Genomic DNA, 25,061 nt, shown 5'->3' on the forward strand with positions numbered 1-25,061 from the left:
TGAATCGATTCAAGCTCGTTTCAGGCTAGTGTATGTGATGCCGGTCTCAGGTCAACCCCTGATGCCGAAGCGTGATCCGCCCGACGACGAGAGGACAGCCGAATGCCGATCAGCATCCGCGATGTCGCGCTCCGTGCGGGCGTCTCGGTGGGCACGGTGTCGAACGTCCTGAACCGCCCTGACGAGGTCTCGAGCGACTCGGTCGAACGCGTCACCCAGGCGATCGAAGAGCTCGGCTACGTGCGCAACGACGCGGCCCGCAAGCTCAGAGCCGGCGTGAGCACGACCGTCGGATTCGTGGTGCTCGACGGACAGAACCCGTTCTACAACGACGTGGTGCGCGGCGCGGAGGACGAGGCGTCCAGCCACGGCATCGCGATCCTCTACGGCAACACCGACGACGACCCCTCGCGCGAGAAGGTCTACCTCGACCTGTTCCGCGAGCAGCAGGTGCGCGGACTGCTCATCGCCCCGTACGGCGACGTCATGACGCAGCTGCGCCGGTTCCGCGCGAGCGGCATCGCCACCGTGCTCGTCGACCGGTTCAGCGCCGACAGCGGATTCTCGTCGGTCTCGGTCGACAGCGTCGCCGGCGGCAGATTGGCCGTCGAGCACCTGATTGAGGGCGGGCGCAGACGCATCGCCTTCGTCGGCGGCCCCTTCGACATGCGCCAGGTCACCGATCGTCTCGCGGGAGCCCGTGCGGCGGCCGAGAACGCGGCGGTGCACGTCGAGCTCGAGGTCGTGCCGACGTCGGCGATGACCGTCGAAGAGGGCGTCGCCGCCGGTGCGCGCCTGCTCACCCGTCCGCGGCGCGAGTGGCCGGATGCGCTCTTCGCCGCCAACGATCTGCTCGCCCTCGGGCTGCTGCAGTCGCTCGTGTCGGGCGGTCGTGTGCTGGTACCGGACGAGATCGCGCTGATCGGCTTCGACGACAATCCGTTCGCCGCCGCGGCCGCGGTACCGCTGTCATCGATCCGCCAGCCCAGCCGCATGATCGGCCGCACCGCGCTGCGCATCGTGCTCGAAGAGGCGGCAGACCCCGAGAGCATCCCGCGGCAGACCGTGTTCCCGCCCGAGCTGATCGTGCGTCGCTCCACCGGCGGCTGATCCGACGCCGTCTTCCCCGGCCGACCTCGGCGGCTCACGCACATCTGCATGCCGAGAACACAGGTGCATGCCGAGATCGGCCTTTCCGGCATGCATCCGCCATCTGAGCATGCATTCGACGCCCAGCCCCGCGATAAGACCCGCGATAGACCCCCGATCAGCTTTCGTACGCCCTCGCGACCGGCCGCCGCAGCCCTTCGTATTCGACCGAGGGCCAGCGCTCGTCGACGGTCAGCACCTCCCAGCCCGTCTCGGTGCGCAGCATGGTGTCTTCGACTTTGCGGCCCCGCCCGGTCGGATTCCAGGCGAACGCCTGATTCTCGACGAGCAGATCGGTAGTGGATGCCGTGGCACGCGGGTCGCGTCCGGCATATCCGGTCGGCCCGCCCTGGTGATGGTGCTGCCATTCGTCGGCGTCGAACCCGAAGCGCGCGTACGCTGCGATCCCCGCCGCGAACGCCTCGTCGAGGCGCGCGCCCGGTGCCGACGCGTCGAGGAACGCACGCTCGACCCCCAGAATCGGCTCCTCGTCGACCGATTCACCGACCCACCGGGTCGCGTTGGCGATCAGGCCGTCGCGTCGCCCGCACACGACGATCATCGCGCGCTCGCCGAGCACGCCGGCGGTCGGAAGCGGATGCCGGAACCCGCCACGCTCGGCGCCGGCGACCAGCACGACGAGCGGGTCGATGCCCCGAGCGATCAGCTCTGCAGCGGCGACGGCCGCGACGGCGCGCTCGCTCTGCGCCGGCGAGACCCGAGCGAGGACATCGGTGAGCGTCTCGGCCGTCTCACGCCCGAGCGAGCGATATCTCGCACGCTCGGCCGGCAGCATCCGCGCCCGTGCCGCGCGTAGCTGCGTGGCAGCATCCGCCTCGGCGACCCCCGCCATCTCGGCGGCGGCGACCGCCGGCGGGATCCACCAGGGCACTCGCACGATGCGATCGGCGTCCTCGGGCAGCAGCTCTTCGGCGATCATCCGGTCGGCCTCGTTGTCGGCGACATAGAGCACGTCCCCGCCCTCCTCCGCACGCACGGCGAGCACCGGGGGCCCCGCAAGCGACACGTGGGTGCGCACGCCCTCGAGGTACCACGACACCGCCTCATGCGACGCCAGAACGAGCGCTGCGCCGCCGAGCTCCCGCCGCACTCGGGCGACACGATCCTGCTTCTCGATGCGGTCCTCGGATGCTCCGACCATGCGACTCTCCCCTGCAAAACGTTTTCTCGTAGTATGACGACAGCCGCGACCGATCGCGGAACGAAGGGATGCTGATGGCACGCGAATCCTCACGCCCCGGCATCACCGACGTCGCGAAACTCGCCGGGGTCTCACTGTCGACCGTGTCACGGGCGATGAACGGCAATCCGACGGTCGATCCGGCACTCGCGGAGCGCGTTCAGGCGGCCGCAGCCGAGCTCGGCTACACGGCCAATCCGGTCGCCCGCAGCCTGGTGCTGGGTCGTACGCAGACCGTCGCCGTCGTGATCCCCGACCTCGAGAACCCGACGTTCCAGGCGATCCTGCGCGGCCTCAGCCGGGCAGCCACGGCCGACGGATATCACGTACTGGTCGCCGACTCGCGAGAAGACCTCGACGAGGAGCACGCACTCGCCAGGGCCACCAGGCTGCGTACCGACGGTGTGATCCTCTGCGCTCCGCGCATGCCCGAGGAGGAGCTCGCGACGCTGCTCCCCTCGCTCTCCCCCGCCGTCGTGATCAACCGCGGCCCCCAGCCGAGCGCACCGGTCGTCGGCGCGGACTACGGGTCGGGAATGCGCGAGATCGTCGACCACCTGACGTCGCTCGGTCACCGTCGGCTGCTCTATCTCGCCGGCGCCACCCGCAGCGTGACCCACAGGGCTCGACAGGATGCGATCGCGGCAGCGATCTCGCGAACGGCGGGCCTGGAGGTCGAGGAGATCTCCGCGGGTGTCGACTTCGACAGCGGCACCGCGGTCGCCGATCAGGTGCTCGCGAGCGGCGCGACCGCCGTGATCGCCTACAACGACCTCGTCGCGATGGGTCTCCTCTCGGCGCTGACCGTGCGCCGCGTGGAGGTGCCGGGCCAGCTGTCGATCACCGGCTTCGACGACATCCCGTTCGCTGCCTACACCTCGCCGCCGCTCACCACCGCCGCCGTGCCTGCGGTCGAGATCGGCGCCGCCGCCTGGGCTGCGATGCACCCTCAGCTCACCGGCGGCGACCCCACCCCGACGCTCACAGTGACGCCGAGCCTCGTCGTGCGCGGAAGCACCGCGGTCCCGCACGAAGGCTGAGCGTCCGCATCCCGACGACTCGACATACGCCCTGTGCTATCGTCGAGAAAACGTTTCCTGAGTTCGAGGTCAAAGAAGGATCACGATGACGAAGACCCGCTACGCCCTCGCCGGCGCCGGAGCCCGCGCCCAGATGTACATCGAGGGAATCCTCGGCACCCACCGCGACAGAGCAGAGCTCGTGGCGATCATCGAGCCCAATCCCGTGCGGGCGGCGCTGTACGCGGACCGCATCGCCGAGGTCGGGGCACCCGCTCCCCGACTCGCGACGCCCGACGAGCTCGAGCAGGTCATCCGCGACGAACAGGTCGACCGGGTCATCATCTGCTCCCGCGACGACCTGCACGCCGAGCTGATCGTCCGCTCGCTCGAGGCGGGTGCCGACGTCGTCGTCGAGAAGCCGCTCACGATCGATGCGGCGAGCGCGGCCCGCATCGAAGAGGCGGTGGAGCGCACCGGCCGCCAGGTCGTGCTCACGTTCAACTACCGCTACTCCCCTCGCAACAGCGCGCTGCGCCAGGTGATCCAGGACGGCACGATCGGGGAGGTCACCTCGGTGGACTTCTCGTGGATGCTCGACACCAACCACGGCGCCGACTACTTCCGCCGCTGGCACCGTGAGAAGAAGAACTCGGGCGGTCTGCTCGTGCACAAGTCGAGCCACCACTTCGACCTGGTGAACTGGTGGATCCGCTCGCAGCCGACCCGTGTCTTCGCCTCGGGCGCGCTGCGCTTCTACGGAGCCGACAACGCGCAGACCCGCGGACTGGGCGAGCGCCCCGCGCGCGGCACGCACGACGGCGGCGACCTGTTCGAGCTCGATCTCCGCACCGACGAGCGCCTCACCGCCCTCTACCTGAACGCTGAGGAGCACGACGGATACCGTCGCGACCTCGACGTCTTCAGCGAGGGGATCACGATCGAGGACAACCTCGCGCTCGTCGTCGACTACGCCTCGGGCGCGACGATGTCCTACTCGTTGAACGCGCACGCGCCGTGGGAGGGCTACCGTGTCGCGGTCAACGGCACGCTCGGCCGGGTCGAGCTCGAGGTCATCGAGCGGGGTGCAGTCCTTGCGGGCGAGGGCCTGCATCCGCACATCGACCCCAGCCTCTCGGGCAGCGACGGCACCACCTCGCTGCGCCCGGAGGGCGAGCGGCTGATCGTGCAGCGGCACTGGGAAGAGGCCTACGAGGTGCCGATCGACGGCGGCGACGGGGGCCATGGCGGCGGCGACGAGCTGCTGCTCTCGGATGTCTTCGAGGGCCCGGGAGACGACCCGCTCGCCCGCCCGGCCGACTGGACCGACGGCATCCGCTCGATCGCCGTCGGAATCGCCGGCAACCGCTCGCTCGAGACGGGGCTGCCCGTGAAGGTCGACGAGCTGGGGATCGCCCTGCTGGCACGTCGATGAGGATCGTCGTCACCGGCGGATCCGGCCGGCTCGGGCGCACGCTCGTGACGGGCCTCGCCGATGCCGGACACGAGATCGTCTCGATCGATCGCGAGCCGACGGACGACCTCGATCGCCTCGGGATCACGCAGTTCTCCCTCGACCTGACCGATGCGGATGCCACGGCCTCGACACTCGCCGGCACGAAGGCCGACGCACTCATCCACCTGGCAGCGATCGCTGTGCCGTTCAGCGCCCCGGAAGACGTCATCCTGCGCACGAACGGCGCTCTCGCGCAGTCAGTTCTCGGCGGAGCGGTCCGCGCCGGCATCCATCGGGTGGTCGCTGCCTCCAGCCCGACCGTGATCGGCTACGGCGCTCCACGCGGATGGACGCCGGAGCGATTGCCGCTCGATGAGGATTCGCCCACCGAGCCCTGGAACGCCTACGCCCTGTCGAAGCTGCTGATCGAGCAGACCGTCGACATGCTGCGGCGTCAGACCGGCGACGACGTGCGCTTCGCGTCCTTTCGCCCCTGCTACGTGATCGCCCCGGAAGAGTGGGCCGGTGCTCCGACGCAACAGGGTCACACCGTGCTCGAAAGGCTCGATGACCCGGCACTGTCGGCTCCCGCCCTGTTCAACTACGTCGACGCCAGAGACGTGGCCGGTTTCGCCGACACCCTGCTCGCCGCCCTCGATGACATCCCGAACGGCGAGGTCTTCTTCGTCGGCGCCGACGATGCACTCGCCCGTCGCCCCCTGAGCGAGCTGCTCCCCCGATTCCACCCCGGCGCCGAGCACGCGGCCAGCGCCCTGACCGGCAGCGCCCCCGCCTTCTCGTCCGCCAAGGCCGCCCGTCTGCTCGGCTGGCGCCCGACCCGCAGCTGGCGGACCGAGCTCGCTTCCTCCACCGCATCCGCCACCGCATCCGTCTCCTGAAAGGCTCGACATGGACTTCGATGGAATCCTCTTCTTCCCGGTGACCCCGTTCACCGCTGACGGCACGATCGACCACGAGCTGCTTGCCGCCCACGTCGCGACGGGTGTCGAGGCCGGAGCCGGCGGCGTGTTCCCCGCGTGCGGCACGGGCGAGTTCCACGCCCTGTCGGCGAGCGAGGCCGCCGCCGTCACCCGCACGGCTGTCATCGCTGTGGCCGGACGTGTGCCGGTGATCGCCGGTGCCGGTGGCCCGCTCGGCCACGCGATCGAGGTGGCGAAGGCCGCAGCGGATGCCGGCGCCGACGGACTCCTCGTGCTGCCGCCCTATCTCGTCGGCGGTACACAGGCGGGACTCGCCTCCTATGTCGAGAAGATCGTCGAGGCAGCGAGCCTGCCGGTGATCATCTACCACCGCGGAAGCGCGCAGTACTCGGTCGAGACCGTGCGCCGACTCGTCGCGAATCCCAAGGTCGTGGGCTTCAAGGACGGCACCGGCGACATCGGCACGACGCAGGTGATCGTCCGCGCCGTCGCCGAGGAGGGCCGCTCGGACTTCGCCTTCTTCAACGGGCTGCTCACGGCCGAGCTCACCCAGGGCGCGTATCGCGGCATCGGCGTTCCCCTCTATTCATCGGCCGCCTTCGCCATGGCGCCCGATATCGCGAACGCCTACTATCGCGCCTACGCCGAGGGAGACGAGGCACGGCGCCTCGCACTGCTCGACGGCTTCTATCGACCTCTCGTCGAGCTCCGCGATGAGACCCCCGGATTCGGCGTCTCTCTGATCAAGGCGGGGCTGCGGCTGTCGGGACTCGCCGTCGGGTCGGTGCGCGCACCGCTCGTCGACCCCACGCCCGCCCAGGAGGCACGCCTCGCCGAGATCCTCGCCGCAGGGCGCGCGCTGCTGTGACCACGATCCGGAGTCTGACGACGCGTCTGCAGCGGGTGCCGCTGACGCGCCCGTGGGCTGCCGACGTCACCTCGGTCGGCGTCATCGCGACCCATGTCGTCCGCTCCGACGGAGTCGAGGGCTGGGGGTTCTCGTGGAGCCCGCAGATCGGGGCGCCCGCGGTGAGGGCTCTGCTCGAACACGACATCGGGCCCGCCGCGGTCGGACGATCAGCCGTGCCCGGCGAGACCTGGCAGGGCCTGTGGGAGCACCTGCACGAAGCCGGAGGTGGAGGCATCACGACGATCGCGCTGGCTGGGCTCGATCTCGCGCTGTGGGATGCCGAGGCCCGGTCGACCGGCGACACGGTGTCAGGAGTGATCGGCCGCCGCCGCGAGCGCGTGCGCGCCTACGGCTCGGGGGTGAACCTGCACTATCCGCTCGAGGAGCTGCTCGCGCAGGTGCAGCGGTGGATCGATTCGGGGTTCACCGCCGTGAAGATCAAGGTCGGCAAGCCCGATCTCGCCGAAGACCTCGATCGCGTCGCCGCCGTCCGCGAGCTGTTGGGGCCCGACCGGTCTCTGATGATCGACGCGAACCAGCGGTGGGATCTTGCGCGCGCGACCACGTCGATCGACGCACTGTCGCCGTTCGATCTCGCCTGGATCGAGGAACCACTGCGGGCCGACGACCTCGACGGCCACACGGAACTCGCACGGCGCATCGATGTGCCGATCGCGCTCGGCGAGAACCTGCACACCGTGCACCGCTTCGGCGACTTCCTGCGCGCGGGAGCCGCGCAGATCGTGCAACCCAACATCGTGAGGGTCGGCGGCATCACCCCGTTCCTCCGCATCGCCGAGCTGGCGGCGTCTCACGGCGCAGCCCTGCACCCGCACCTGCTGCCCGAGCTCTCGGGTCAGCTCGCTCTGACGCTGCCCGAGACAGCAGCCGAGGTGCTCGTCGAAGACGTCGAGGACGCCGGGTTCGGCGCGCTGGGCGCCCTGGTCGACGCGTCGCCGGTGACGATCGCCGACGGCTGGCTCACCGAGAACGCGCACGACGGCCTCGGCATCCGCTTCTCCCCTCTGCTCGACACACCGACGCTCACCGACGCCACCGCACGAACCGACGACCCTCAGCTCGATATCCCCGCGTTCACCGCAGGAAAGGACCCCTCGTGACCACCTCTCCCGAAGATCTCGACGCGATCGTCCGCGCCGCAGCCGCCGCTGCCCCGATCTGGCGTCGCTCGCCCGCCTCGGACCGCTCGAGCTGGCTGCGTGCCGCGGCCGATGTGCTCGACGCGAACGTCGCCGAGCTCGTCGCGATCGCCGATGAGGAGACCCGCCTGGGTGCGACCCGCCTGACCGGCGAGGTCGCCCGCACGAGCGGCCAGCTGCGGCTGTTCGCGACGGTCGTCGAGGAGGGCTCGTACCTCGAACTCACGGTCGATGATCCGGATGCCGGCGCCACCCCGCCGCGACCGGAGCTGCGCCGCCTGCTCACCGCTCTCGGCCCGGTCGCCGTCTTCTCGGCGTCCAACTTCCCCTTCGCGTTCTCGGTCGCCGGTGGCGACACGGCCTCGGCCCTCGCCGCCGGAAATCCGGTCGTCGTGAAGGCGCACTCGGGCCATCCTCGACTGTCGGCGCGCACCGCCGAACTCGTCTCCGCAGCGCTGGAGGCCGCAGGAGCCCCCGCCGGTTCGCTCGCGCTCGTGGAGGGTCGCGACGCGGGCAACGCGCTCGTGCAGCATCCGCTCGTCCGGGCCGCCGGCTTCACGGGTTCGGTGTCGGGCGGACGCGCACTGTTCGACCTCGCCTCCGGACGCCCCGACCCGATTCCGTTCTACGGCGAGCTCGGCAGCATCAACCCCGTCGTCATCACCGAAGCCGCGGTCGCCGCGCGTGGTGACTCCCTGGCTCAGGGGCTCGTCGGATCGTTCACGCTCGGCGTCGGCCAGTTCTGCACCAAGCCGGGCGTGGTCTTCGTTCCCGCAGGCTCGGGATTCGAGGATGCCGTCGCTGCCGCCGTGCCCGCGACCTCGGGCGGTCCGCTGCTCACCGATCGCATCACCGCGGCGTTCCCCGCCGGCCTCGCGCACCTCGAGGGCGACCCCTCGGTGTCGATCATCGCCGAGGGCGTCGAAGTCGACGGCGTGCGCCCGGTCGCCCTGCTCACCGATGCGCGTGCGGTCGCCGCGCGAGCCGAGACGCTGCTCGAGGAGTGCTTCGGACCGGTCACCCTCATCGTCCGCTACGACTCCGAGGCCGACCTGCACGCGGCGCTCGCCACCGTGCCGGGGAGCCTCACCGCGACCCTGCACGCCGAGCCCGGCGAAGACTCCACCACGACGCTCGACCTGCTGCAGGAGCGTGCAGGACGCGTGCTGTTCGCGGGCTGGCCGACGGGCGTCGCGGTGACCTGGTCGCAGCAGCACGGCGGCCCGTGGCCGGCGACGACCTCCCTGCACACCTCGGTCGGCGCCTCGGCGATCCGCCGGTTCCTGCGGCCGCTGGCGTTCCAGGATGCACCGGAGGCTCTGCTCCCCGAGGTGCTCCGCGACGAGATGCTCATGCGGCTGCCGCACCGCCGCAACGGCACGCTCGTGCTGCCGGCCTGATCGCGGCACACGGATCACACCCGATGTGAAACGCCCTCCCCGTCGCAGGACGGAGAGGGCGTTTCGGCATCCGGAGAGGGCGGTCAGCTCTGCGCCAGCACTCCCGCGTTCGCGCCGGCGAGCAGCTGCTCGATCTGCTCGTAGGTGACGTCGACACCGGGGAAGCCGATCAGGCGTCCGATCGGGAAGGAGGCCATCATCTTCTCCATCGCCTCGTCGTTCGGCATCATCGACGCGGCAGACGAGTCGGCTCCGGTGAGCCCGTCCATCAGTCCGCCGAGCGCGGCCATCGCGATCGGTCCCGCGACGGGGTGGGCGACCACGTCGCCGATCGACGAGTTCATGGTCAGGGGCAGCGAGACGACGTCGCCCTCGACCGAGACGGTCGACGACGAGCGGATGTCACGGCTCGACGCCGCGACCTCGACCGTGTACTCGCCGCTCTCGACGATGAAGCGGTCGACGCGGACGTCCCAGTACGCCAGGTCCTGCCGACGGACGACGAGCTCGACCGTACGGGTCTCCCCCGCGGCCAGCGCCACTGACGAGAACGCCTTCAGCTCGCGCGGCGCACGCTGCACGGCGGAGGCGACCGGAGCGACATACACCTGCACGACCTCGCGGCCGTCACGCGCTCCTGTGTTGGTCACGTCGACCCGCACCACGATGTCGCCGTCTGCGGCCACCGACACCGAGGCCTCCCCGTAGGAGAACGTCGTGTACGAGAGTCCGTGGCCGAACGGGAACGTGACGTCGAGGCCCTTCGCGTCGTACCAGCGGTAGCCGACCAGTACACCCTCGCCATAGCGGACGTGACCGAACTCCCCGGGGAAGTTGCCGAACGAGGGGTTGTCCTCGAGCCGCACCGGGACGGTCTCGGTGAGCTTGCCCGACGGGTTCACCGCGCCGTACAGCACGTCGGCGACGGCGCCTCCGCCTGCCTGGCCGAGCAGCCAGGTCTCGACGATCGCGGGAACGCGGCCCGCGAACGGCAGCGCCACGACGCCGCCGTTCGAGAGCACGACCACGGTTGCGGGATTCGCCTCGATCACGGCGTCGAGCACCGCGAGCTGGTCGGCGGGGAGGTCGATGTGCTCACGGTCGAAGCCCTCCGACTCCTCTGCGGCGGGAAGGCCGAGGAAGACGACGGCGACGTCGGCTGCGGATGCGGTGGCCACCGCCTCGGCGCGCAGGTCGTCGTCGGAGCGACCGGATGCCGCGACCGCACCGCCCGCGACCGAGTAACCGGCCGCGTACGAGACGTCGTCGCCGCCGACGGCGCGCAGCTCGTCGAGCGCCTTGTCGACTCGGGTCGGGTTGATCAGCGACGAGCCCGCGCCCTGGAAGCGCGGTTCGGTGGCGAAGGCTCCGATGACCGCGATCTTCTGTCCCTCGGCGAGCGGAAGCACATCGCCGTCGTTCTTCAGCAGCACGATCGAGCGACCGGCGGCCTCCCTCGCGAGCGCGTGGTGGGCGTCGACGTCCAGTGGCCCTGGCACGGCCGGACGCTCGCCGGCCTTGCGCACCAGGTCGATGGCTCGGGCTGCCGCCGTGTCGAGCACGCTCTCGGCGAGATCACCCGCGCGCACAGCGGCGACGAGCTGAGCATCCGTTCGTCCACCCGACGACGGCATCTCGAGATCGAGTCCGGCGGCGACACCGGCGACCCTGTCGTTCACCGCGCCCCAGTCCGAGACGACGAGGCCGTCGAAGCCCCAGTCGTCACGCAGGACCTGGGTGAGCAGCCACGGGTCCTCCGAGGCGTAGACACCGTTGATGCGGTTGTACGAGCACATGACCGTCCACGGCTGGGCATCCTTGACGACGCGCTCGAACCCGCGCAGATAGATCTCGTACAGCGGGCGCGGGTCGACGTCGGAGCTGGCGCGCATGCGGTCGAACTCCTGGTTGTTCGCCGCGAAGTGCTTGAGCGAGGTGCCGACTCCCTGCGACTGCACGCCGCGCACGGATGCCGCGCCGAGGACGCCCGACACGATGGGGTCTTCGGAGAAGTACTCGAAGTTTCGTCCGCACAGCGGGGAGCGCTTGATGTTGATGCCGGGGCCGAGCACGATCGCGACGTCCTCGATAGCGGCTTCCACGCCGATCGCGGCGCCCACGCGCTCGATGAGCTCGGGGTCGAACGACGACCCGATGCCGACGGCGGGAGGGAAGCACGTGGCGGGCACGCTGCTGGCGAGGCCGAGGTGATCCGTGCCTCCCGACTGCTTGCGGAGGCCGTGCGGACCGTCGGTCATCATGATCGACGGAAGACCGATGCGTTCGATGGCCTTGGTCGTCCAGAAGTCCGCTCCGCTCGTGAGCGAAGCCTTCTCTTCGAGGGTGAGGTCGGATGCCGAGGGCTCGGTCATGGTCTTCCTTTCGCAGGCGACAGCAGTGTCTTGCGAAAACTATATGCGAGTAGGTATTGGATTTCAAACGTTGTTCAGGATTACTCTCGAGAGATGGCACGACGAGGTTCATACGCGAAGGGCGTCGCACGACGCGGAGAGATCCTCGAGAGCGCGCTCGATGTGATCGGACGAAAGGGCTACCAGAACGCCTCGCTGAAGCAGATCGCCGAGGTCGTCGGAGTCACCCCGGCAGCCCTCCTGCACTACTTCGGGAGCAAGGAGGAGCTGTTCACGGAGGTGCTCCGCACCCGCGACGAGCACGATCTCAAGGCCCCGCAGCCGCCGGATCCCGCCGATGCCAAGGCCGCCTTCGTCGACGTGATCCGCCGCAATACCGAGGTCCCCGGTGTGGTCGAGCTGTTCTCGCGCCTCTCGGTCGATGCCGTCGACCCCGAGCATCCCGCCCACCGGTACTTCCTCGATCGCAGCGAACGTCTGCGGGAGAGCATCGCGGTCGCGTTCGAGCACGATGCCGCTCGCCGCGCGACGCTCGACCCCGACACCATGGCCAGAGTGATCCAGGCCGTCTCCGACGGACTCCAGCTGCAGTGGATGATCGACCCGTCCGTCGACATGCCCGGAATCATCGAGGCACTGATGGACGTGCTGTACCCACCGACCGCCGAGGCGACGGCGCCGCGGGGGCCGACACCCGAGGCCTGAACGCGAGAACCGCCCTCTCCCGGTGGAAGGGAGGGGCGGCTCTCACCAAGCGATCTCGCGGATCAGCGGACGTTTCCGTTCGAGCAGGTCTGCTGTGCGGCCGAGTTGCCCTTGATCGAGTCGGGCAGAGCCACCACGTTGTCGGGTGTCGCCGCAGGATCCGGCGTCGCCGCCTCCGCGTCCGTGGGAGCCGCAGGAACAGGATCGGTCACGACGACGCCGTCGTTCGCGGTGTTCTCGTGCGTCACCTGCAGCTGCGCGTTCGCGTTGATCGCGTCCCACATGGCCTGGGCGGCCGTCTTGTTCGCCACGACCTTGTTCGGGTTGGCCGAGTCGGTACCCGTCGGGTACTGCAGGAACACGATGTCCTCGAACGGCACGGACTTCACGGCGAGGGCGATCTGCACGATCTTCATCGGATCGGCGAGGGACGTGCTCGCCTCGACGTTGCTGAGCCCGGTGTTCGCGAGCTTCAACATCATCGGCACGTTGCCGAGGGTCTCACTGCTGATCAGCTTGCGCACGAGGCTCGACATGTACTGCTGCTGGTTGCCGATGCGGCCGAGGTCGCTGCCGTCGCCGACGCCGTGGCGTGTGCGCAGGAACTGCAGAGCTTCGAGGCCCTGCACGGTGTGCGTTCCCGCAGTCATGTCGAGTCCGGTGTAGCGGTCCTTGATCGGGGTCGCGAGGCACACGTCGACGCCGCCGATCGCGTTGGTGATCTCGATCACACCGCCGAACGTCACGGAAGCCGCGAACTGGATCTCCTGGCCGGTGAGCTCGGTGATGGTCTTCGCGACGCAGTTGAGTCCGCCGTCGGTGTACGCGACGTTCAGAGGCTGCTTGCTCATCGCGGAGTGGACGTCGCCCTCGGCATCCTCGCACTCGGGGATCGACAGCAACAGGTCGCGGGGGAAGCTGACGACGGTGATCCGGCGCGGCTCCTGCGAGACGTGGACGAGCAGGTTCACGTCGTTCAGGGTGCCCTCGGCGTCCGAGCCGCTGCATCGTTCGCCGAAGTAGGCCGCGTACGCCTCTTCACACGTGTCCACGCCGGTGAGCAGGAGGTTGAACCCCTCCTTGTATTCGCCGATGTCCGGCGGGAGCTCGGTCTTGGTCTCGAGCTCGACCGCATTCGCGGTCACCGTGCTGGAGAGGTCGTAGAACACGTACGCCGCCACACTCGCACCACTGACGAGCACCACGGCGAGGCCGATCGCGATGAACTTCAAGAGCTGGTTCAGGGGGCCGGGAGTGCGCAGCTGACCGTGTCGCGCGATGGTGCGACGGCGTCGGGTGTTCGGACTCACTCGGGGCCTTTCGGTTCAGCGTGCGGTGCGGGGATACACCGTTCCCTGTAAAGCGGAGGGTGTGGGATTCGAACCCACGAGACATCTCTGCCCACTGGTTTTCAAGACCAGCTCCATCGGCCGCTCGGACAACCCTCCCGACAGACGAATCTGCCGACAAGCCGTGAGTCTAGCCGAGTTCTATTCTCCCGCGCTGACCTGGGCAGGTGCTGGAAGCGTGTTCAGCGCCGCCGCCAGACCGCCATCCTCGACATCGGCGGTCACCTCACCGGCGGCATCCTTCACCTCGTCGGGCGCCTGTCCCATCGCCACCGCACGACCGTCGAGACCGAGCGCCCAGCCGAACATCCCGATGTCGTTGCGGCCGTCACCCGCGACGAGAACATGACCGCGCTCGAATCCGAGCTCGGTGCGCACGCGCTCCAGCGCCGTGCCCTTGTCGACGCCCTGAGGAGCGATGTCGAGCCAGGCCGTCCAGCCGATCGCGTACGAGACCTCGTTGAGGCCTGCGTCCGAGACGAGTCGATGGAAGTCGTCTTCGTCGTGCCCCGGAGAGACGACCACGACTCGCGAGACCGGCTCGGCTGCGAGTTCCTCGAAGCCCACCTGGCGGCCTGCGTCGAGCGTCCAGTCGTCCATGTGCTCGGTGTAGAGCCGCTGGCCCGATCCGAGCTCCACCATGTACCGCGCTTCCGGCAGCCGCTCTCGCAGCAGCGCGAGAACAGGCGCGGGGTCGAAGACCTCGATGTGCCACCGCTCCCACTCGTCACCGACGCGCCGCATCGTCACGGCCCCGTTCGAGCAGACGACGAACTCCGCCGTCAGACCGAGCATCTCGACATAGCGACGTGTGGCCATCCAGCTGCGCCCCGTCGCGATGGTCACCTCGTGACCGGCATCCCGCAACCGCGCGACCGCCTCGGGCACGCCGGGGCTCATCGACTCGTCCTGCAGGATGATCGTGCCGTCGACGTCGAGGCCGACGAGCCAGGGAGCCGTCACGCCTCAGGCTCCAGCACTTCGAGGCCGCCCAGGTAGGGGCGCAGCACCTCGGGGACACGAACCGAGCCGTCGGCCTGCTGATGCGTCTCGAGCAGCGCGACGATCCAGCGGGTGGTGGCGAGAGTGCCGTTGAGCGTGGCGACGGGCTGGGTCTTCGCCGTCTGACCGTCCTGAGCCTCCGGACGATGGCGGATGTCGAGGCGACGGGCCTGGTACGTGGTGCAGTTCGAGGTCGACGTCAGCTCGCGGAAGGCACCCTGCGTCGGAACCCAGGCCTCGATGTCGTACTTGCGCGCGGCGCTCGATCCGAGGTCGCCTGCGGCGACGTCGATCACCCGATAGGCGAGGCCGAGCGAGGTCAGCATCTCCTCCTGCAGCGCGACGAGGCGCAGGTGCTCCGCCTCGGCATCGTCGGGGTTCGTGTAGACGAACATCTCGAGCTTGTTGAACTGGTGCACGCGGATGATGCCGCGGGTGTCCTTGCCGTGCGAGCCCGCCTCGCGTCGGTAGCAGGTCGACCAGCCGGCATAGCGCAGCGCGCCCTTGCCGAGGTCGAGGATCTCGTCCTTGTGGTAACCGGCGAGGGCGACCTCGCTGGTGCCGACGAGGTACAGGTCGTCGTCCTTGTCGAGGTGGTAGACCTCGTCGGCGTGCTCGCCGAGGAATCCGGTTCCCTGCATGATCTCGGGGCGCACCAGCGTGGGGGTGATCAGCGGCACGAAGCCGTTCTGCAGCGCCTTGTCGAGCGCGAGGTTCATGAGCGCGATCTCGAGACGAGCGCCGATGCCGCGGAGGAAGTAGAAGCGCGCACCCGAGACCTTGGCGCCGCGCTCCATGTCGATCGCGCCGAGGATCTCGCCGAGCTCCAGGTGGTCGCGGGGCTCGAAGTCGAACGCGGGAACCTCTCCGACGCGGCGGAGCTCGACGAAGTCGGCCTCGCCTCCGGCAGGCACGCCGTCGACGACGACGTTCTCGATGCGAGCGAGAGCGGCGGATGCCGCATCCGACGCCTCGTTCGCGCTCTGCTGCGCCTGCTTGACGCGCTCTGAGAGATCCTTGACCTGCGCGACGAGCGCAGCCTTCTCCTCCTTGGGCGCCTTCGCGACCTGCTTGCCGAACGCGTTCTGCTCGGCGCGCAGCTCTTCGAAAGCGGCGAGGGCTGCGCGACGCGATCGATCGGCCTCGAGCGCGATGTCGACGGTGCCCTGGTCATTGCCACGGGCGGCCTGAGAGCGGCGGACGATCTCCGGATTGTCGCGGAGGAGTGCGAGGTCGATCATCCACCAAGTCTATGGTGCGGGCCGGGCGAGTCCTCCGCGAAGGGGCGGGGCGGATGCCGGGGCTAGAGTAGCGCCATGATGATGAGCGCCCCCGCCCGGCGACAGGCGGCGCTCGTGTACAACCCGATCAAGGTCGACGAGAAGCACCTGCGTGCCAGGGTCCGCGCGCTGTCGCGCGAGGCCGGCTGGGAGCATCCGGCGTTCTATCCGACCACGATCGAGGATCCCGGGCAGAAAGCGACCGCTCAGGCGCTCGCCCGCGATGTCGACGTCGTCCTGGTCGCCGGCGGCGACGGCACCGTGCGCGCGGTCTCCGAGGCCATCGCGAACAGCGGGGTGCCTCTCGCGATCCTGCCGAGCGGCACGGGCAATCTCCTCGCGCGCAACGTCGGGCTTCCGCTCGGCAACCCCGACGAGATGATCCGTGCGGCGCTGGGCGACTTCCGTCATGCGATCGACATCGGGTGGGCGCGACTCACCCGCGAGAACGGCGAGCACGAGGAGCATGCCTACGTCGTCCTCGCCGGAGTCGGGCTGGATGCCGACATGATCGCGAACACGCGACCGGACCTCAAGAAATCGGTCGGGTGGATCGCCTACGTCGACGGGGCCGCGAGGTCTCTCGTGACGGCCGAGCCGTTCCGCGCGGTGTTCCAGATCGACGACGGACGCCTGCACTCGACGAAGGTGCACAGCATCCTCTTCGCGAACTGCGGCCTGCTCCCCGCGGGCATCGCGCTGATCCCCGACGCCTCCGTCACCGACGCCATCCTCGATGTCGCGGTGATCCAGCCCACCGGCGTGCTGGGATGGCTGGGCGTGTGGCGCAAGATCTGGTGGGACAACTCGGTCCTCCGCCGCTCGCGCGCAGGTCGCCGCGTGCTCGAACGCCGGGGCCGGGATGCGTCGGTGCACTACTTCCGCGGAGGTGTCGCGGAGGCGGCTGCGAGCTCACCCACCCCGATCGAACTCGACGGTGACGAGTTCGGCACCGCCGTGCGCATCACCTGCCGGGTGGATCCGGGGGCGTTGCTGCTGGCTCTCCCCGCGGATCACCCGGTCTCCGGGCTCTGATCCGCGGAGAGGTCAGATCGTCAGATCAGCCGCGGACCTCGACCGTGCCGTCGAGCCCGCCACCGACCAGCGTGAGGGTGAAGGCGTCGTCATCCACGGCGTCGTCGCCGAAGGCGATGAGCGTCGCCCGAGGCGCCATGTCCATCGTGCACACCTGGGTGTCATCGGTCACGAATGTGGCTGTTCCCGTCGCGCCGGAGCCCTCGACGCCCTCGACCACGGGAGCGCAGCTCGAGGAGCCCCAGGTGAGCAGCACGAGCGAGCCGTCGCCGATCCATCCGGCACTCGGCGTGTACTCGGTCGACGACCCCGGCGTGCCGGAGAAGGACGGGTCTCCGTCGAGGTCGACGTCGTCGGCCACATCGCCGTATGCGACCTGCAGCGTGATCTCCTGCGTCGGGTCCACGCCGTCGGGAAGCGCTCCGACGCTCGCGCGCTGCACCATGTCTGCCGTGCACACGGCGTCAGCGTCAGCGTCGACCAACTCGACCGACACCGTCTGGCCCTCAGCCGACACCTGGTCGACCTGCGGAACGCAGGTCGATGATCCCCAGGTCACGACCGCGAACATCCGGCCGTCATCGAGCAGTGCGCCCTCGATGTCGTCGAAGTCGTCGTCACTCCCCGCCGAGGGCGAGGTCGACGGCGCGTTCGTGGGTGCGTCTGCACCGGGAGTCGACGCGCATCCGGCGATCAGCGCGACTGCGGCGAGGGCGGACAGGGCGGCGATGAGGCGTGTGGGGGTGGCCATGCACAACAGGGTAGCGGCCGACATGATCGGCGGGCACCCCATCCGGGCGGATCGGCGGGCTACTGCAACGCAGAGGTGAGTCGCGCGAGATTGTCGAGGACGGTCGAGCGCAGCGGCTGCTGCATCCACTCCTCCAGAGTGAGTTCGCGGCTGAGCGAGCGGTAGCTGTCTTCGACCTCGCGCATCTCGGCCACGAACTCCTCGCCGCGCACCAGCATCGACACCTCGAGGTTGAGACCGAACGAGCGCATATCCATGTTGCTCGACCCGATCACCGCGACCTGATCATCGATCGTGAGGCTCTTGGTGTGCAGGATGTAGGGCTTGCGGTACATCCAGATGCGGACGCCGGCCTTCAGCAGCACCTCGTAGTAGCTGCGCTGCGCGTGGTAGACCATGGCCTGGTCGCCCTCTTCCGAGACGAACAGCTCGACCACGACGCCACGGTCGACCGCCGCGGTCACCGCCAGCAGCAGCGCCTCGTCGGGGACGAAGTAGGGGCTGACGATCATGATCTTGTCCTTGGCCGCATACAGCAGCCCGAGGAAGAGACGCAGGTTGTTCTCGACCTCGAACCCGGGGCCCGATGGCACGACCTGGCAGTCGAGGTCTCCCGAACCCGCTTCGGCATGCGAGATGTCGATCTCCTGCAGCACCTCGTCGGTCTCGCTGTACCAGTCGCTGAGGAAGATCGCGTTGACGCTGAGGACGACGGGGCCGTCGATGCGCACCATGAGGTCGACCCAGTGCAGGCCGCGCTTGATGTTCTTCGGGAGGTTGTACGTCGAGTCCGTGACGTTCTGCGAACCGAGGAACGCGACCTTGCCGTCGACGACGACGAGCTTGCGGTGGTTGCGCAGGTCGGGACGCTGCATGCGGCCCTTGAGCGGCTGCACCGGGAGCATCAGGTGCCAGTTCGCGCCCATCCGGTTCAGTCGAGCGATCGTCTGCCGGTACTTCGGTTTCCACCGGTTCGCCCAGTGGTCCAGGAGCACCCGGACGTGCACCCCGCGCGCGGCGACCTCTTCCATCGCGCGGAAGAAGTTGTCGGTCGACGCGTCGGACTGCAGGATGTAGAACTCGACGTGGACGTAGTCCTCGGCCTTGCGGATCTCGTCGGCCATCGCATCGAGCGAGTCCTGATATCCGGAGATCAGGTGCGCTCCGTTGTCTCCGGAGATGGGCAGAGCACCCAGCCGATGGTTCATCTCGACGAGCGGGGGGAACCAGCTCGGAGCGTTCGGGCGCAGGGTGCCGAAGTGCAGGTGCTCGCTCGTCTCGGCGATGTACTCGTTGATCTGATCCTGCTTGCGGCGGCGCGCCCGCGGAAGGCGCGGGTTTCCGATGAGCAGGAAGAGGAACACGCCCACGAACGGGATGAAGAACACCGCGAGCAGCCAGGCCATCGCCGCGGTGGGACGCCGGTTGCGCGGGATGATGATGATCGCGGTGATGCGGATCGCCAGGTCGAGGGCGAGCAGGAACGCCGTGATCCACCAGGCCCAGGTCTCGGGCGTCATCCCTCGTCCTCTCGGCCGGTCGGCACTTCGACGGTGCGCCTCAGTGGGCACCTGAGAGGTGCACTGGCTACACAGTAGCCGATGGGTCGGACGTCGCTCAGGAACGCGGCGGCAGACCGCGCGCGGCGCGCTCCTCTGCCTCGATGCGCGCATGCACCTTGCGCTCGGTGCGATCGAAGCGCAGGATCCCCCGGAGAACGAAGAAGAACACGACGCTCACTCCGATGGTCGGGATGATCGACCATGCGGCTGCGAGCCAGAAGTTCTCCATGACTCCATGGTACGCGACCGACTGCTCCTCCACATTCGACAGCCCAGGAGAGTAGGGCGGCAGCGGCTGTGGACTCGACCCGCGGCGCCGACGACGCGATGACACTCACAGCATGACAACAGTGCTCCGAGCCTCCGGCTCCGCTGAGTTCCTCAGCATCGTCCCGTCCCTTGCAGGCTTCACTCCCACGGAGAGCCTCGTGCTGCTGCCCTTCCACGGCTCCCGCACCTGCGGGGCCATGCGACTCGACCTCCCGACAGACGAGGTCGATCTCCGGGACTACGCGGATGCGGCTGTCGGACTCGTGTCCAGGGTCGACAGGACGGATGCCGTCGCGGTGGTCGTCTACACCGACGACGGGGTGCACTCGACGCGCGACGGACTCGTCCTGCCGTTCGCCGTCGAGGTCGACGAAGTCCTCGGGCGTGCGGAGGACGCGGGTCTCCGCATCGTCGACGCGCTCTGCGTCACCGCCGACGGCTGGTCGAGCTACCTCGACGGCGAGCCCGAGCTCCGGTCGCTCGCTCATGCGGTGCCCGAGGTGCCGGGAGTCGGAGACGTGTCGGGCGATCAGCTGGCGGGAGCATCTCTCCCGAGCGTCGATCTCGCTGCGAAGGAACGCGTGGCACGAGCGCTGCGAGACATCACGGAACTGCTCGAGCGCAGCAGGACGGGCGAGCTGAGAGGTGTCGAGAACCCTCAGGCGCTCGCGGCCCTCGTGCTCCTCGAGGATGTCCCTGCGTTCTTCGAGGCGGTGCTCGCCTCACCGGACGATCTCCCGCCGTTCGCGACGGCGGCGCTGCTCTGGTGCCTCGATCGTCCGCTCTTCCGCGACGTCGCCCTGACGCAGTGGGCCACCGATGCTCCGGGCGGCGCGCGCACGCTCAGAGCACAGCTCGCGTTCGCCGACACGAGGTCGACCGTGCCCGACGATTTGGGCGACGTCTTCCTCGGTCGAGGGCCCACGCCCGACCCCGAACGGCTCCGGGGTGCGCTCACCCTGGTGCGTGCCGCGGCCGCCCACGCGCCACGCGCGTGTCGGCTCGGGCCCCTCACCGCCGCCGCGTGGCTCTCCTGGGCGCTCGGCCGAGCGAGCCATGCGGCTCACTACCTCGACCTCGTCCGCGAGATCGACCCCGAGTACGGCCTCGCAGCCCTGCTCGAAACGATGATCAGTGCCGCGATGCTGCCGGAGTGGGCGTTCCGACGTGGTGCGACGCCCGTTACTTGACGAGCGGGAACAGGATGGTCTCGCGGATGCCGAGCCCGGTGATCGCCATCAGCAGGCGATCGATGCCCATGCCCATGCCCCCGGACGGCGGCATGCCGTGCTCGAGAGCCCGCAGGAACTCCTCGTCGACCGGCATGGCCTCGACGTCACCACGCGCGGCGAGCTTCGCCTGCTCGACGAACCGCTCGCGCTGGATGACCGGGTCGACGAGCTCGGAGTACCCGGTCGCCAGCTCGAAGCCGCGGATGTACAGGTCCCACTTCTCGACCACGCCGGCGATCGACCGGTGCTCGCGCACCAGAGGGGACGTGTCGACCGGGAAGTCCATCACGAAGGTGGGGCGCACGAGGTCGCCCTTCACGAAGTGCTCCCACAGCTCTTCGACGAGCTTGCCGTGCGTCGCCTGAGCGGGGAGATCCACGTCGTTGGCCTCGGCGAAGGCGATGAGGTCCTCGACAGGATCGCTCGGGGTGACCGTGCGGCCGGACGCCGCCGACAGCGATTCGTACATCGAGATGCGGTCCCACTCGCCGCCGAGGTCGTACTCGGTGCCGTCGGCCCAGGTCACTGTGGTCGAACCGGACACCGCGACCGCCGCCTGCTGCACGAGCTCCTGCGTGAGTGCGGCCATCTGGTTGTAGTCGCCGTAGGCCTGGTAGGCCTCGAGCATGGCGAACTCGGGGCTGTGAGTGGAGTCGGCACCTTCGTTGCGGAAGTTGCGGTTGATCTCGTAGACCCGCTCGATGCCGCCGACCACCGCACGCTTCAGGTAGAGCTCCGGAGCGATGCGCAGGTACAGCTCGGTGTCGAACGCGTTGGAGTGCGTCACGAACGGACGCGCAGACGCTCCGCCGTGCTGCACCTGCAGCATCGGCGTCTCGACCTCGAGGTAGTCATGGCTGCCGAACGTCGCGCGCAGGCTGGCGTTGACCGCGGCACGGGCACGGACGGTGGTGCGCGCCTGCTCGCGGACGATGAGGTCGAGGTAGCGGCTGCGGACTCGGCCCTCCTCGCTGAGCTCCGAGTAGGCGTTCGGGAGAGGCAGGATCGCCTTCGAGGCGATCGTCCATCCGTCGGCCATGATCGACAGCTCGCCACGACGGCTGGAGATGACCTCGCCGTGCACGAAAACGTGATCGCCGAGGTCGACGTACTCCTTCCAGTCGGCGAGCGACTCCTCGCCGACGTTGGCGAGCGAGATCATCGCCTGGATACGCGATCCGTCTCCCGCCTGCAGCGTGGCGAAGCAGAGCTTGCCCGTGTTGCGGCTGAACACGACGCGGCCGGCGACGCCGACGACGACGCCGGTCTCGGCGCCTGCCTCGAGATCGTCGTACTCCGCGCGCAGAGCGGGGATCTGGTGCGTCACCGGGACGCTGACGGGGAAGGCCCCGCCCGCGGCATCCGCCCGATTCGCGACCAGGCGCTCGCGCTTCGCGAGACGCACGGCCTTCTGCTCGTGGACGTCTTCTTCGGTGGCGGCGGTGGCCGTCTCGGGCGCGGCAGACGCGTCAGTCATTCGGGGGCTCCTTGAAAGTCGTCTCCAGTTTACCGAGGTCGCGTCCCTCACCCCGCGGTCGAGTCTGGGTAGCCTCGAAGCATGGCAGCCAACAGACTCGCCCCCGCTCTCGTCACGGTCGGTCTTGCCGCCACGGCCCTGCTGGTACCGGCCGCCTCCGCGACCGCGGCGAGCGCCGACATCGATACTGACGTCGATGACTTCTCCTATGCCTCATGGGACGCACGGTTCGAGGTGAGCCTCGACGACGAGGGCCGCTCGCGCATGCACGTGACCGAGTCGCTGACGGCGAGATTCCCGGACTCCGACCAGAACAAGGGCATCGTGCGCGGGCTGCCCACGAGCTACGAGAACGCCTGGCTCGAGCTCCAGGTGCTGTCCGTGACCGATGAGACCGGCACAGATGTGCCGTATGAGACCGATGAAGAGGATGGTCTGCTCTATGTCCTCACGGGCGACGACGACTACGTGCAGGGGCTCACGACCTACGTGATCGAGTATGAGATGCGCGACGTCATCCTGGCGGCCGACACGGGCGTGGATGAGTTCTACTGGGATCTCCTCCCCCTCGACAGCACGCAGCTCATCGAAGAGTTCCGTGCCGATGTGGTGTTCGACGACGAGATGACCGAGCGCATGACCGGCGACGCACGCTGCTACGCCGGATACGCGGGCTCGACGAGCGAATGCCCCCTCACCACGTCATCGGACGGCTCGGAGTTCCACGTCGAGGCGAACGAGCTGTCCCCGGGCGAAGGCGTGACCCTCGCCGTCGGCTTCGACTCGGGCACGGCCGCGCAGCCCGCGGCTCGCCAGCCCGATCCGGTGACCGACACCGTGCCCGCGATCGCAGCGCTCGGCGGACTCGGGCTCTCGGTCGGCGGCTGGTTCGCCGTGTCATCGTTCAGACGGTCCCGCCGCACATCCACCGGCATCATCGTGGCCCAGTACGACGTTCCGGATTCGATGCCGCCGCTGCTCGCCGCGGCGATCGTGCCGGGGGCGAAGGGTGCGATCCCCGCCGAGATCGTCCATCTCGCGGTGCGCGGCACGTTGCGCATCGAGGAGGGCGCCGAGACCGAGGAGCCTCGGCTCCGACGCCTCCCCGGAGGCCGTATCCCCGACCAGCTCGACGTCGAGGCGCTCGATGCGCTGTTCACGGATGCCGACGCCGACGGTGTCGCCGAGCTCCCGAGCTCGAGCGAGGACTTCGCCGCACGCATGACGACCCTGGTGAAGAGCGGCGCCGACGCGGCGGTGTCGCGGGGTCTGATGACGAAGGCGCGCAGCCGCGGCGCGATGATCCTGCAGTGGTGTGCGATCGCGGTCGCGGTCGTGGGCTTCGGTCTCGGCCTCTGGGGCATCATCGCGGGCAGGGTCACGGCGTTGCCCGCATTCGTGGCCATCGCCTTCGGCCTGTTCCTCGTGCTGCTGTCCTCGCTCTACAGCTTCTCGAAGCACACTGTCCTGACCCCCGAGGGAGCCCGGGAATACGAGTACCTCATGGGGGTGAAGGAGTTCATCCGCGTGGCCGAGGCCGACCGACTGCAGATGCTCCAGTCGTACTCGGGAGCCGAGCGCCGTCAGGACGGCAGCGCGAACGTGATCGTCGTCTACGAACGCCTTCTCCCCTACGCGATGCTGTTCGGCATGGAGGCCGAATGGGGTCGGGTGCTCGAAAGCGCCTACACCTCGGAACAGCGCGGGGCCTCGTGGATCGGCGATCCCGGCGCTCCCTTCGTGAGTGGGCAGCTGGTCGCGTTCGCAGCCTCGTCGAACGCGTCCGCGAGCTACTCGGCCCCGAGCGCGAGCAGCTCGTCGAGTTCCGGCGGCTCGTTCGGAGGCGGCTTCTCGGGCGGTGGCGGCGGAGGCGGCTTCTCGGGAGGCCGCTGACCTCGGCGAGCCTCTGACCTCGGTGGGCCGCTGACCTCAGTGGGATTCTGACCGCGGCGAGCTTCTGGCGTCAGATCAGAGGCGACGGGCCGGACGCGTCCCGAAGCGCCCGTTCGACGGTCGACTGCACCAGCGCAGACAGATACCCGCCCGGGTTCTCGATTCCGATCTCGCCGAGGCGCGTGGTCGACTGCACGATGATCGACCGCGAGAACTCGGTCGCCGCCTGGATCACGTCCGCGTACGCCGCCCTGTCGGCTTCCGCGATGACCACGGGCTCGCATCCCATCTCCACCGCCAGCGCCTGGGCGATCGGGAGCACCGCAGCCGGCGCCGTGACCGCGGCGTAGCTCGCCTGCAGCTGACGGAGGTCGATCGTCGTGCCGGTGAACGTGATGGCCGGGTGGACGGCGAGCGGGATCGCACCGCTCTCGGCCGCGGGTCGCAGCACATCGATGCCGTACCCGGGATCGGTGTGCAGCACGAGCTGTCCGAGCTGCCAGCCGCCCACTTCGGCGATGCCCGCGATCAGAGCCGGCAGCTGGTCGTGTGGAACGGCGATGACGACGAGCTCGCTGCGCCGCACCACTTCGAGCGCGTCGAGGATCGGCACGTCGGGCAGCACGGCGGACGCCCGATCGTCATCCGAGCCGCTCGTGATTCCCGTGATCGCGTGACCGGCACCGGCGAGCGCCGCACCGATGACCGGACCCACTCGTCCCGCACCGATGATGCCGACTCCGAGGCGCCCGTCGCGGCGCGACGGATCACTCACCGGTCGGCGCCGGAGGCACGGGCGGAGAAGCCGGCGGAGCCACCGGCGGAGCGGGAGGAGCGGCAGGCGGAGCCACAGGCGCAGCCCCCGGTGGAACATACGGCGGAGGCGGCGTGACCGGC

Annotated in this window: 21 protein-coding genes and 1 tRNA gene; 11 read left to right on the forward strand and 11 right to left on the reverse strand. The window is 69.1% G+C overall.

Translation table 11 applies throughout. The features are described from left to right. Window positions 1-102: 102 nt before the first annotated feature. A complete protein-coding gene (locus ASF80_RS08545) occupies window positions 103-1,110 on the forward strand; it encodes a LacI family DNA-binding transcriptional regulator (RefSeq protein WP_056309846.1) in 1,008 nt (335 codons plus the stop codon). 157 nt (window positions 1,111-1,267) lie between these two features. Here ASF80_RS08545 and ASF80_RS08550 read toward each other — a convergent pair whose 3' ends face one another. Beyond that, window positions 1,268-2,311 (reverse strand): M24 family metallopeptidase, encoded by a 1,044-nt coding sequence (locus tag ASF80_RS08550; protein ID WP_235559915.1) that lies wholly within the window; start codon window positions 2,309-2,311, stop codon window positions 1,268-1,270. 74 nt (window positions 2,312-2,385) lie between these two features. On the opposite strand from ASF80_RS08550, the gene ASF80_RS08555 reads away from it, so the two are divergent. From ASF80_RS08555 to ASF80_RS08580, 6 genes are all read left to right on the forward strand, one after another. Continuing rightward, a complete protein-coding gene (locus tag ASF80_RS08555; RefSeq protein WP_056311934.1) occupies window positions 2,386-3,390 on the forward strand; it encodes a LacI family DNA-binding transcriptional regulator in 1,005 nt (334 codons plus the stop codon). 85 nt (window positions 3,391-3,475) lie between these two features. Continuing rightward, on the forward strand, window positions 3,476-4,804 hold the full coding sequence (locus ASF80_RS08560; protein ID WP_056309848.1) for a Gfo/Idh/MocA family protein: 1,329 nt from the start codon (window positions 3,476-3,478) through the stop codon (window positions 4,802-4,804). Then, window positions 4,801-5,724: an NAD-dependent epimerase/dehydratase family protein gene (locus ASF80_RS08565; protein WP_056309850.1), complete on the forward strand. Its 924-nt coding sequence runs from the start codon at window positions 4,801-4,803 to the stop codon at window positions 5,722-5,724. Before ASF80_RS08560 ends, ASF80_RS08565 begins: the two co-directional genes overlap by 4 nt. A gap of 10 nt (window positions 5,725-5,734) precedes the next feature. Then, entirely contained in the window at window positions 5,735-6,634 is a 900-nt protein-coding gene (locus ASF80_RS08570) for a 5-dehydro-4-deoxyglucarate dehydratase (protein WP_056309852.1), read from the forward strand. Further along, on the forward strand, window positions 6,631-7,797 hold the full coding sequence (locus ASF80_RS08575; RefSeq protein WP_056309854.1) for a mandelate racemase/muconate lactonizing enzyme family protein: 1,167 nt from the start codon (window positions 6,631-6,633) through the stop codon (window positions 7,795-7,797). Before ASF80_RS08570 ends, ASF80_RS08575 begins: the two co-directional genes overlap by 4 nt. Further along, the gene (locus tag ASF80_RS08580) at window positions 7,794-9,236 is read left to right on the forward strand and encodes an aldehyde dehydrogenase (NADP(+)) (protein WP_056309856.1); all 1,443 of its coding nucleotides are present in this window, start codon (window positions 7,794-7,796) and stop codon (window positions 9,234-9,236) included. The genes ASF80_RS08575 and ASF80_RS08580 overlap by 4 nt, the downstream gene beginning before the upstream one ends. A gap of 83 nt (window positions 9,237-9,319) precedes the next feature. On the opposite strand, the gene ASF80_RS08585 is transcribed toward ASF80_RS08580, so the two are convergent. After that, window positions 9,320-11,608: a glycoside hydrolase family 3 C-terminal domain-containing protein gene (locus tag ASF80_RS08585; RefSeq protein WP_056309858.1), complete on the reverse strand. Its 2,289-nt coding sequence runs from the start codon at window positions 11,606-11,608 to the stop codon at window positions 9,320-9,322. 93 nt (window positions 11,609-11,701) lie between these two features. On the opposite strand from ASF80_RS08585, the gene ASF80_RS08590 reads away from it, so the two are divergent. Then, a complete protein-coding gene (locus tag ASF80_RS08590) occupies window positions 11,702-12,313 on the forward strand; it encodes a TetR/AcrR family transcriptional regulator (protein ID WP_056309860.1) in 612 nt (203 codons plus the stop codon). A 62-nt stretch (window positions 12,314-12,375) separates the two neighbouring features. On the opposite strand, the gene ASF80_RS08595 is transcribed toward ASF80_RS08590, so the two are convergent. The 4 genes from ASF80_RS08595 to serS all read right to left on the reverse strand — a co-directional run bounded on the left by ASF80_RS08595 (window position 12,376) and on the right by serS (window position 15,905). Continuing rightward, window positions 12,376-13,623: an LCP family protein gene (locus ASF80_RS08595; RefSeq protein WP_056309863.1), complete on the reverse strand. Its 1,248-nt coding sequence runs from the start codon at window positions 13,621-13,623 to the stop codon at window positions 12,376-12,378. Between the two features lie 53 nt (window positions 13,624-13,676). Continuing rightward, window positions 13,677-13,761: transfer RNA gene (locus ASF80_RS08600), tRNA-Ser, on the reverse strand. Window positions 13,762-13,803: 42 nt separating this feature from the next. Then, the gene (locus ASF80_RS08605; protein ID WP_056309865.1) at window positions 13,804-14,625 is read right to left on the reverse strand and encodes an HAD family hydrolase; all 822 of its coding nucleotides are present in this window, start codon (window positions 14,623-14,625) and stop codon (window positions 13,804-13,806) included. Continuing rightward, a complete protein-coding gene (gene serS, locus ASF80_RS08610) occupies window positions 14,622-15,905 on the reverse strand; it encodes a serine--tRNA ligase (protein WP_056309867.1) in 1,284 nt (427 codons plus the stop codon). Before serS ends, ASF80_RS08605 begins: the two co-directional genes overlap by 4 nt. Before the next feature lie 75 nt (window positions 15,906-15,980). On the opposite strand from serS, the gene ASF80_RS08615 reads away from it, so the two are divergent. Beyond that, complete coding sequence (locus ASF80_RS08615) at window positions 15,981-16,979, forward strand: diacylglycerol/lipid kinase family protein (RefSeq protein ID WP_056309869.1); 999 nt, start codon at window positions 15,981-15,983, stop codon at window positions 16,977-16,979. Between the two features lie 25 nt (window positions 16,980-17,004). Here the strand turns inward: ASF80_RS08615 and ASF80_RS08620 are convergent, their stop codons facing one another. From ASF80_RS08620 to ASF80_RS19095, 3 genes are all read right to left on the reverse strand, one after another. Further along, the gene (locus ASF80_RS08620; protein ID WP_056309871.1) at window positions 17,005-17,730 is read right to left on the reverse strand and encodes a hypothetical protein; all 726 of its coding nucleotides are present in this window, start codon (window positions 17,728-17,730) and stop codon (window positions 17,005-17,007) included. A 59-nt stretch (window positions 17,731-17,789) separates the two neighbouring features. Beyond that, window positions 17,790-19,250 carry a cardiolipin synthase gene (cls, locus tag ASF80_RS08625; RefSeq protein WP_056309873.1) on the reverse strand — a complete coding sequence of 487 codons (1,461 nt, stop codon included), beginning with the start codon at window positions 19,248-19,250 and terminating at the stop codon, window positions 17,790-17,792. Window positions 19,251-19,347: 97 nt separating this feature from the next. Further along, window positions 19,348-19,521 carry a hypothetical protein gene (locus tag ASF80_RS19095; protein WP_164481682.1) on the reverse strand — a complete coding sequence of 58 codons (174 nt, stop codon included), beginning with the start codon at window positions 19,519-19,521 and terminating at the stop codon, window positions 19,348-19,350. Between the two features lie 112 nt (window positions 19,522-19,633). Here ASF80_RS19095 and ASF80_RS08630 point away from each other — a divergent pair, with 112 nt between their 5' ends. Next, entirely contained in the window at window positions 19,634-20,752 is a 1,119-nt protein-coding gene (locus tag ASF80_RS08630) for a DUF4192 family protein (RefSeq protein ID WP_056309875.1), read from the forward strand. On the opposite strand, the gene lysS is transcribed toward ASF80_RS08630, so the two are convergent. Next, window positions 20,745-22,271 carry a lysine--tRNA ligase gene (lysS, locus tag ASF80_RS08635; RefSeq protein ID WP_056309877.1) on the reverse strand — a complete coding sequence of 509 codons (1,527 nt, stop codon included), beginning with the start codon at window positions 22,269-22,271 and terminating at the stop codon, window positions 20,745-20,747. The genes ASF80_RS08630 and lysS overlap by 8 nt on opposite strands. An 81-nt stretch (window positions 22,272-22,352) precedes the next feature. On the opposite strand from lysS, the gene ASF80_RS08640 reads away from it, so the two are divergent. After that, window positions 22,353-24,164: a DUF2207 domain-containing protein gene (locus tag ASF80_RS08640; RefSeq protein ID WP_056309879.1), complete on the forward strand. Its 1,812-nt coding sequence runs from the start codon at window positions 22,353-22,355 to the stop codon at window positions 24,162-24,164. 70 nt (window positions 24,165-24,234) lie between these two features. Here the strand turns inward: ASF80_RS08640 and ASF80_RS08645 are convergent, their stop codons facing one another. Next, window positions 24,235-24,939 (reverse strand): DUF2520 domain-containing protein, encoded by a 705-nt coding sequence (locus tag ASF80_RS08645; RefSeq protein WP_056309881.1) that lies wholly within the window; start codon window positions 24,937-24,939, stop codon window positions 24,235-24,237. Window positions 24,940-25,061 lie beyond the last annotated feature (122 nt).

The organism is Microbacterium sp. Leaf159 (assembly GCF_001423615.1).
Classification (GTDB): domain Bacteria; phylum Actinomycetota; class Actinomycetes; order Actinomycetales; family Microbacteriaceae; genus Microbacterium.

Coding starts and splice junctions, on each gene's coding strand:
- ASF80_RS08565 (WP_056309850.1), top strand. CDS start 4,801: ATGAGGATCGTCGTCACCGGCGGATCCGGCCGGCTCGGGCGCACGCTC.
- ASF80_RS08555 (WP_056311934.1), top strand. CDS start 2,386: ATGGCACGCGAATCCTCACGCCCCGGCATCACCGACGTCGCGAAACTC.
- ASF80_RS08570 (WP_056309852.1), top strand. CDS start 5,735: ATGGACTTCGATGGAATCCTCTTCTTCCCGGTGACCCCGTTCACCGCT.
- ASF80_RS08640 (WP_056309879.1), top strand. CDS start 22,353: ATGGCAGCCAACAGACTCGCCCCCGCTCTCGTCACGGTCGGTCTTGCC.
- ASF80_RS08550 (WP_235559915.1), bottom strand. CDS start 2,311: ATGGTCGGAGCATCCGAGGACCGCATCGAGAAGCAGGATCGTGTCGCC.
- ASF80_RS08545 (WP_056309846.1), top strand. CDS start 103: ATGCCGATCAGCATCCGCGATGTCGCGCTCCGTGCGGGCGTCTCGGTG.
- cls (WP_056309873.1), bottom strand. CDS start 19,250: ATGACGCCCGAGACCTGGGCCTGGTGGATCACGGCGTTCCTGCTCGCC.
- ASF80_RS08630 (WP_056309875.1), top strand. CDS start 19,634: ATGACAACAGTGCTCCGAGCCTCCGGCTCCGCTGAGTTCCTCAGCATC.
- ASF80_RS08560 (WP_056309848.1), top strand. CDS start 3,476: ATGACGAAGACCCGCTACGCCCTCGCCGGCGCCGGAGCCCGCGCCCAG.
- ASF80_RS08585 (WP_056309858.1), bottom strand. CDS start 11,608: ATGACCGAGCCCTCGGCATCCGACCTCACCCTCGAAGAGAAGGCTTCG.
- lysS (WP_056309877.1), bottom strand. CDS start 22,271: ATGACTGACGCGTCTGCCGCGCCCGAGACGGCCACCGCCGCCACCGAA.
- serS (WP_056309867.1), bottom strand. CDS start 15,905: ATGATCGACCTCGCACTCCTCCGCGACAATCCGGAGATCGTCCGCCGC.
- ASF80_RS08620 (WP_056309871.1), bottom strand. CDS start 17,730: ATGGCCACCCCCACACGCCTCATCGCCGCCCTGTCCGCCCTCGCCGCA.
- ASF80_RS08590 (WP_056309860.1), top strand. CDS start 11,702: ATGGCACGACGAGGTTCATACGCGAAGGGCGTCGCACGACGCGGAGAG.
- ASF80_RS08615 (WP_056309869.1), top strand. CDS start 15,981: ATGATGATGAGCGCCCCCGCCCGGCGACAGGCGGCGCTCGTGTACAAC.
- ASF80_RS19095 (WP_164481682.1), bottom strand. CDS start 19,521: ATGGAGAACTTCTGGCTCGCAGCCGCATGGTCGATCATCCCGACCATC.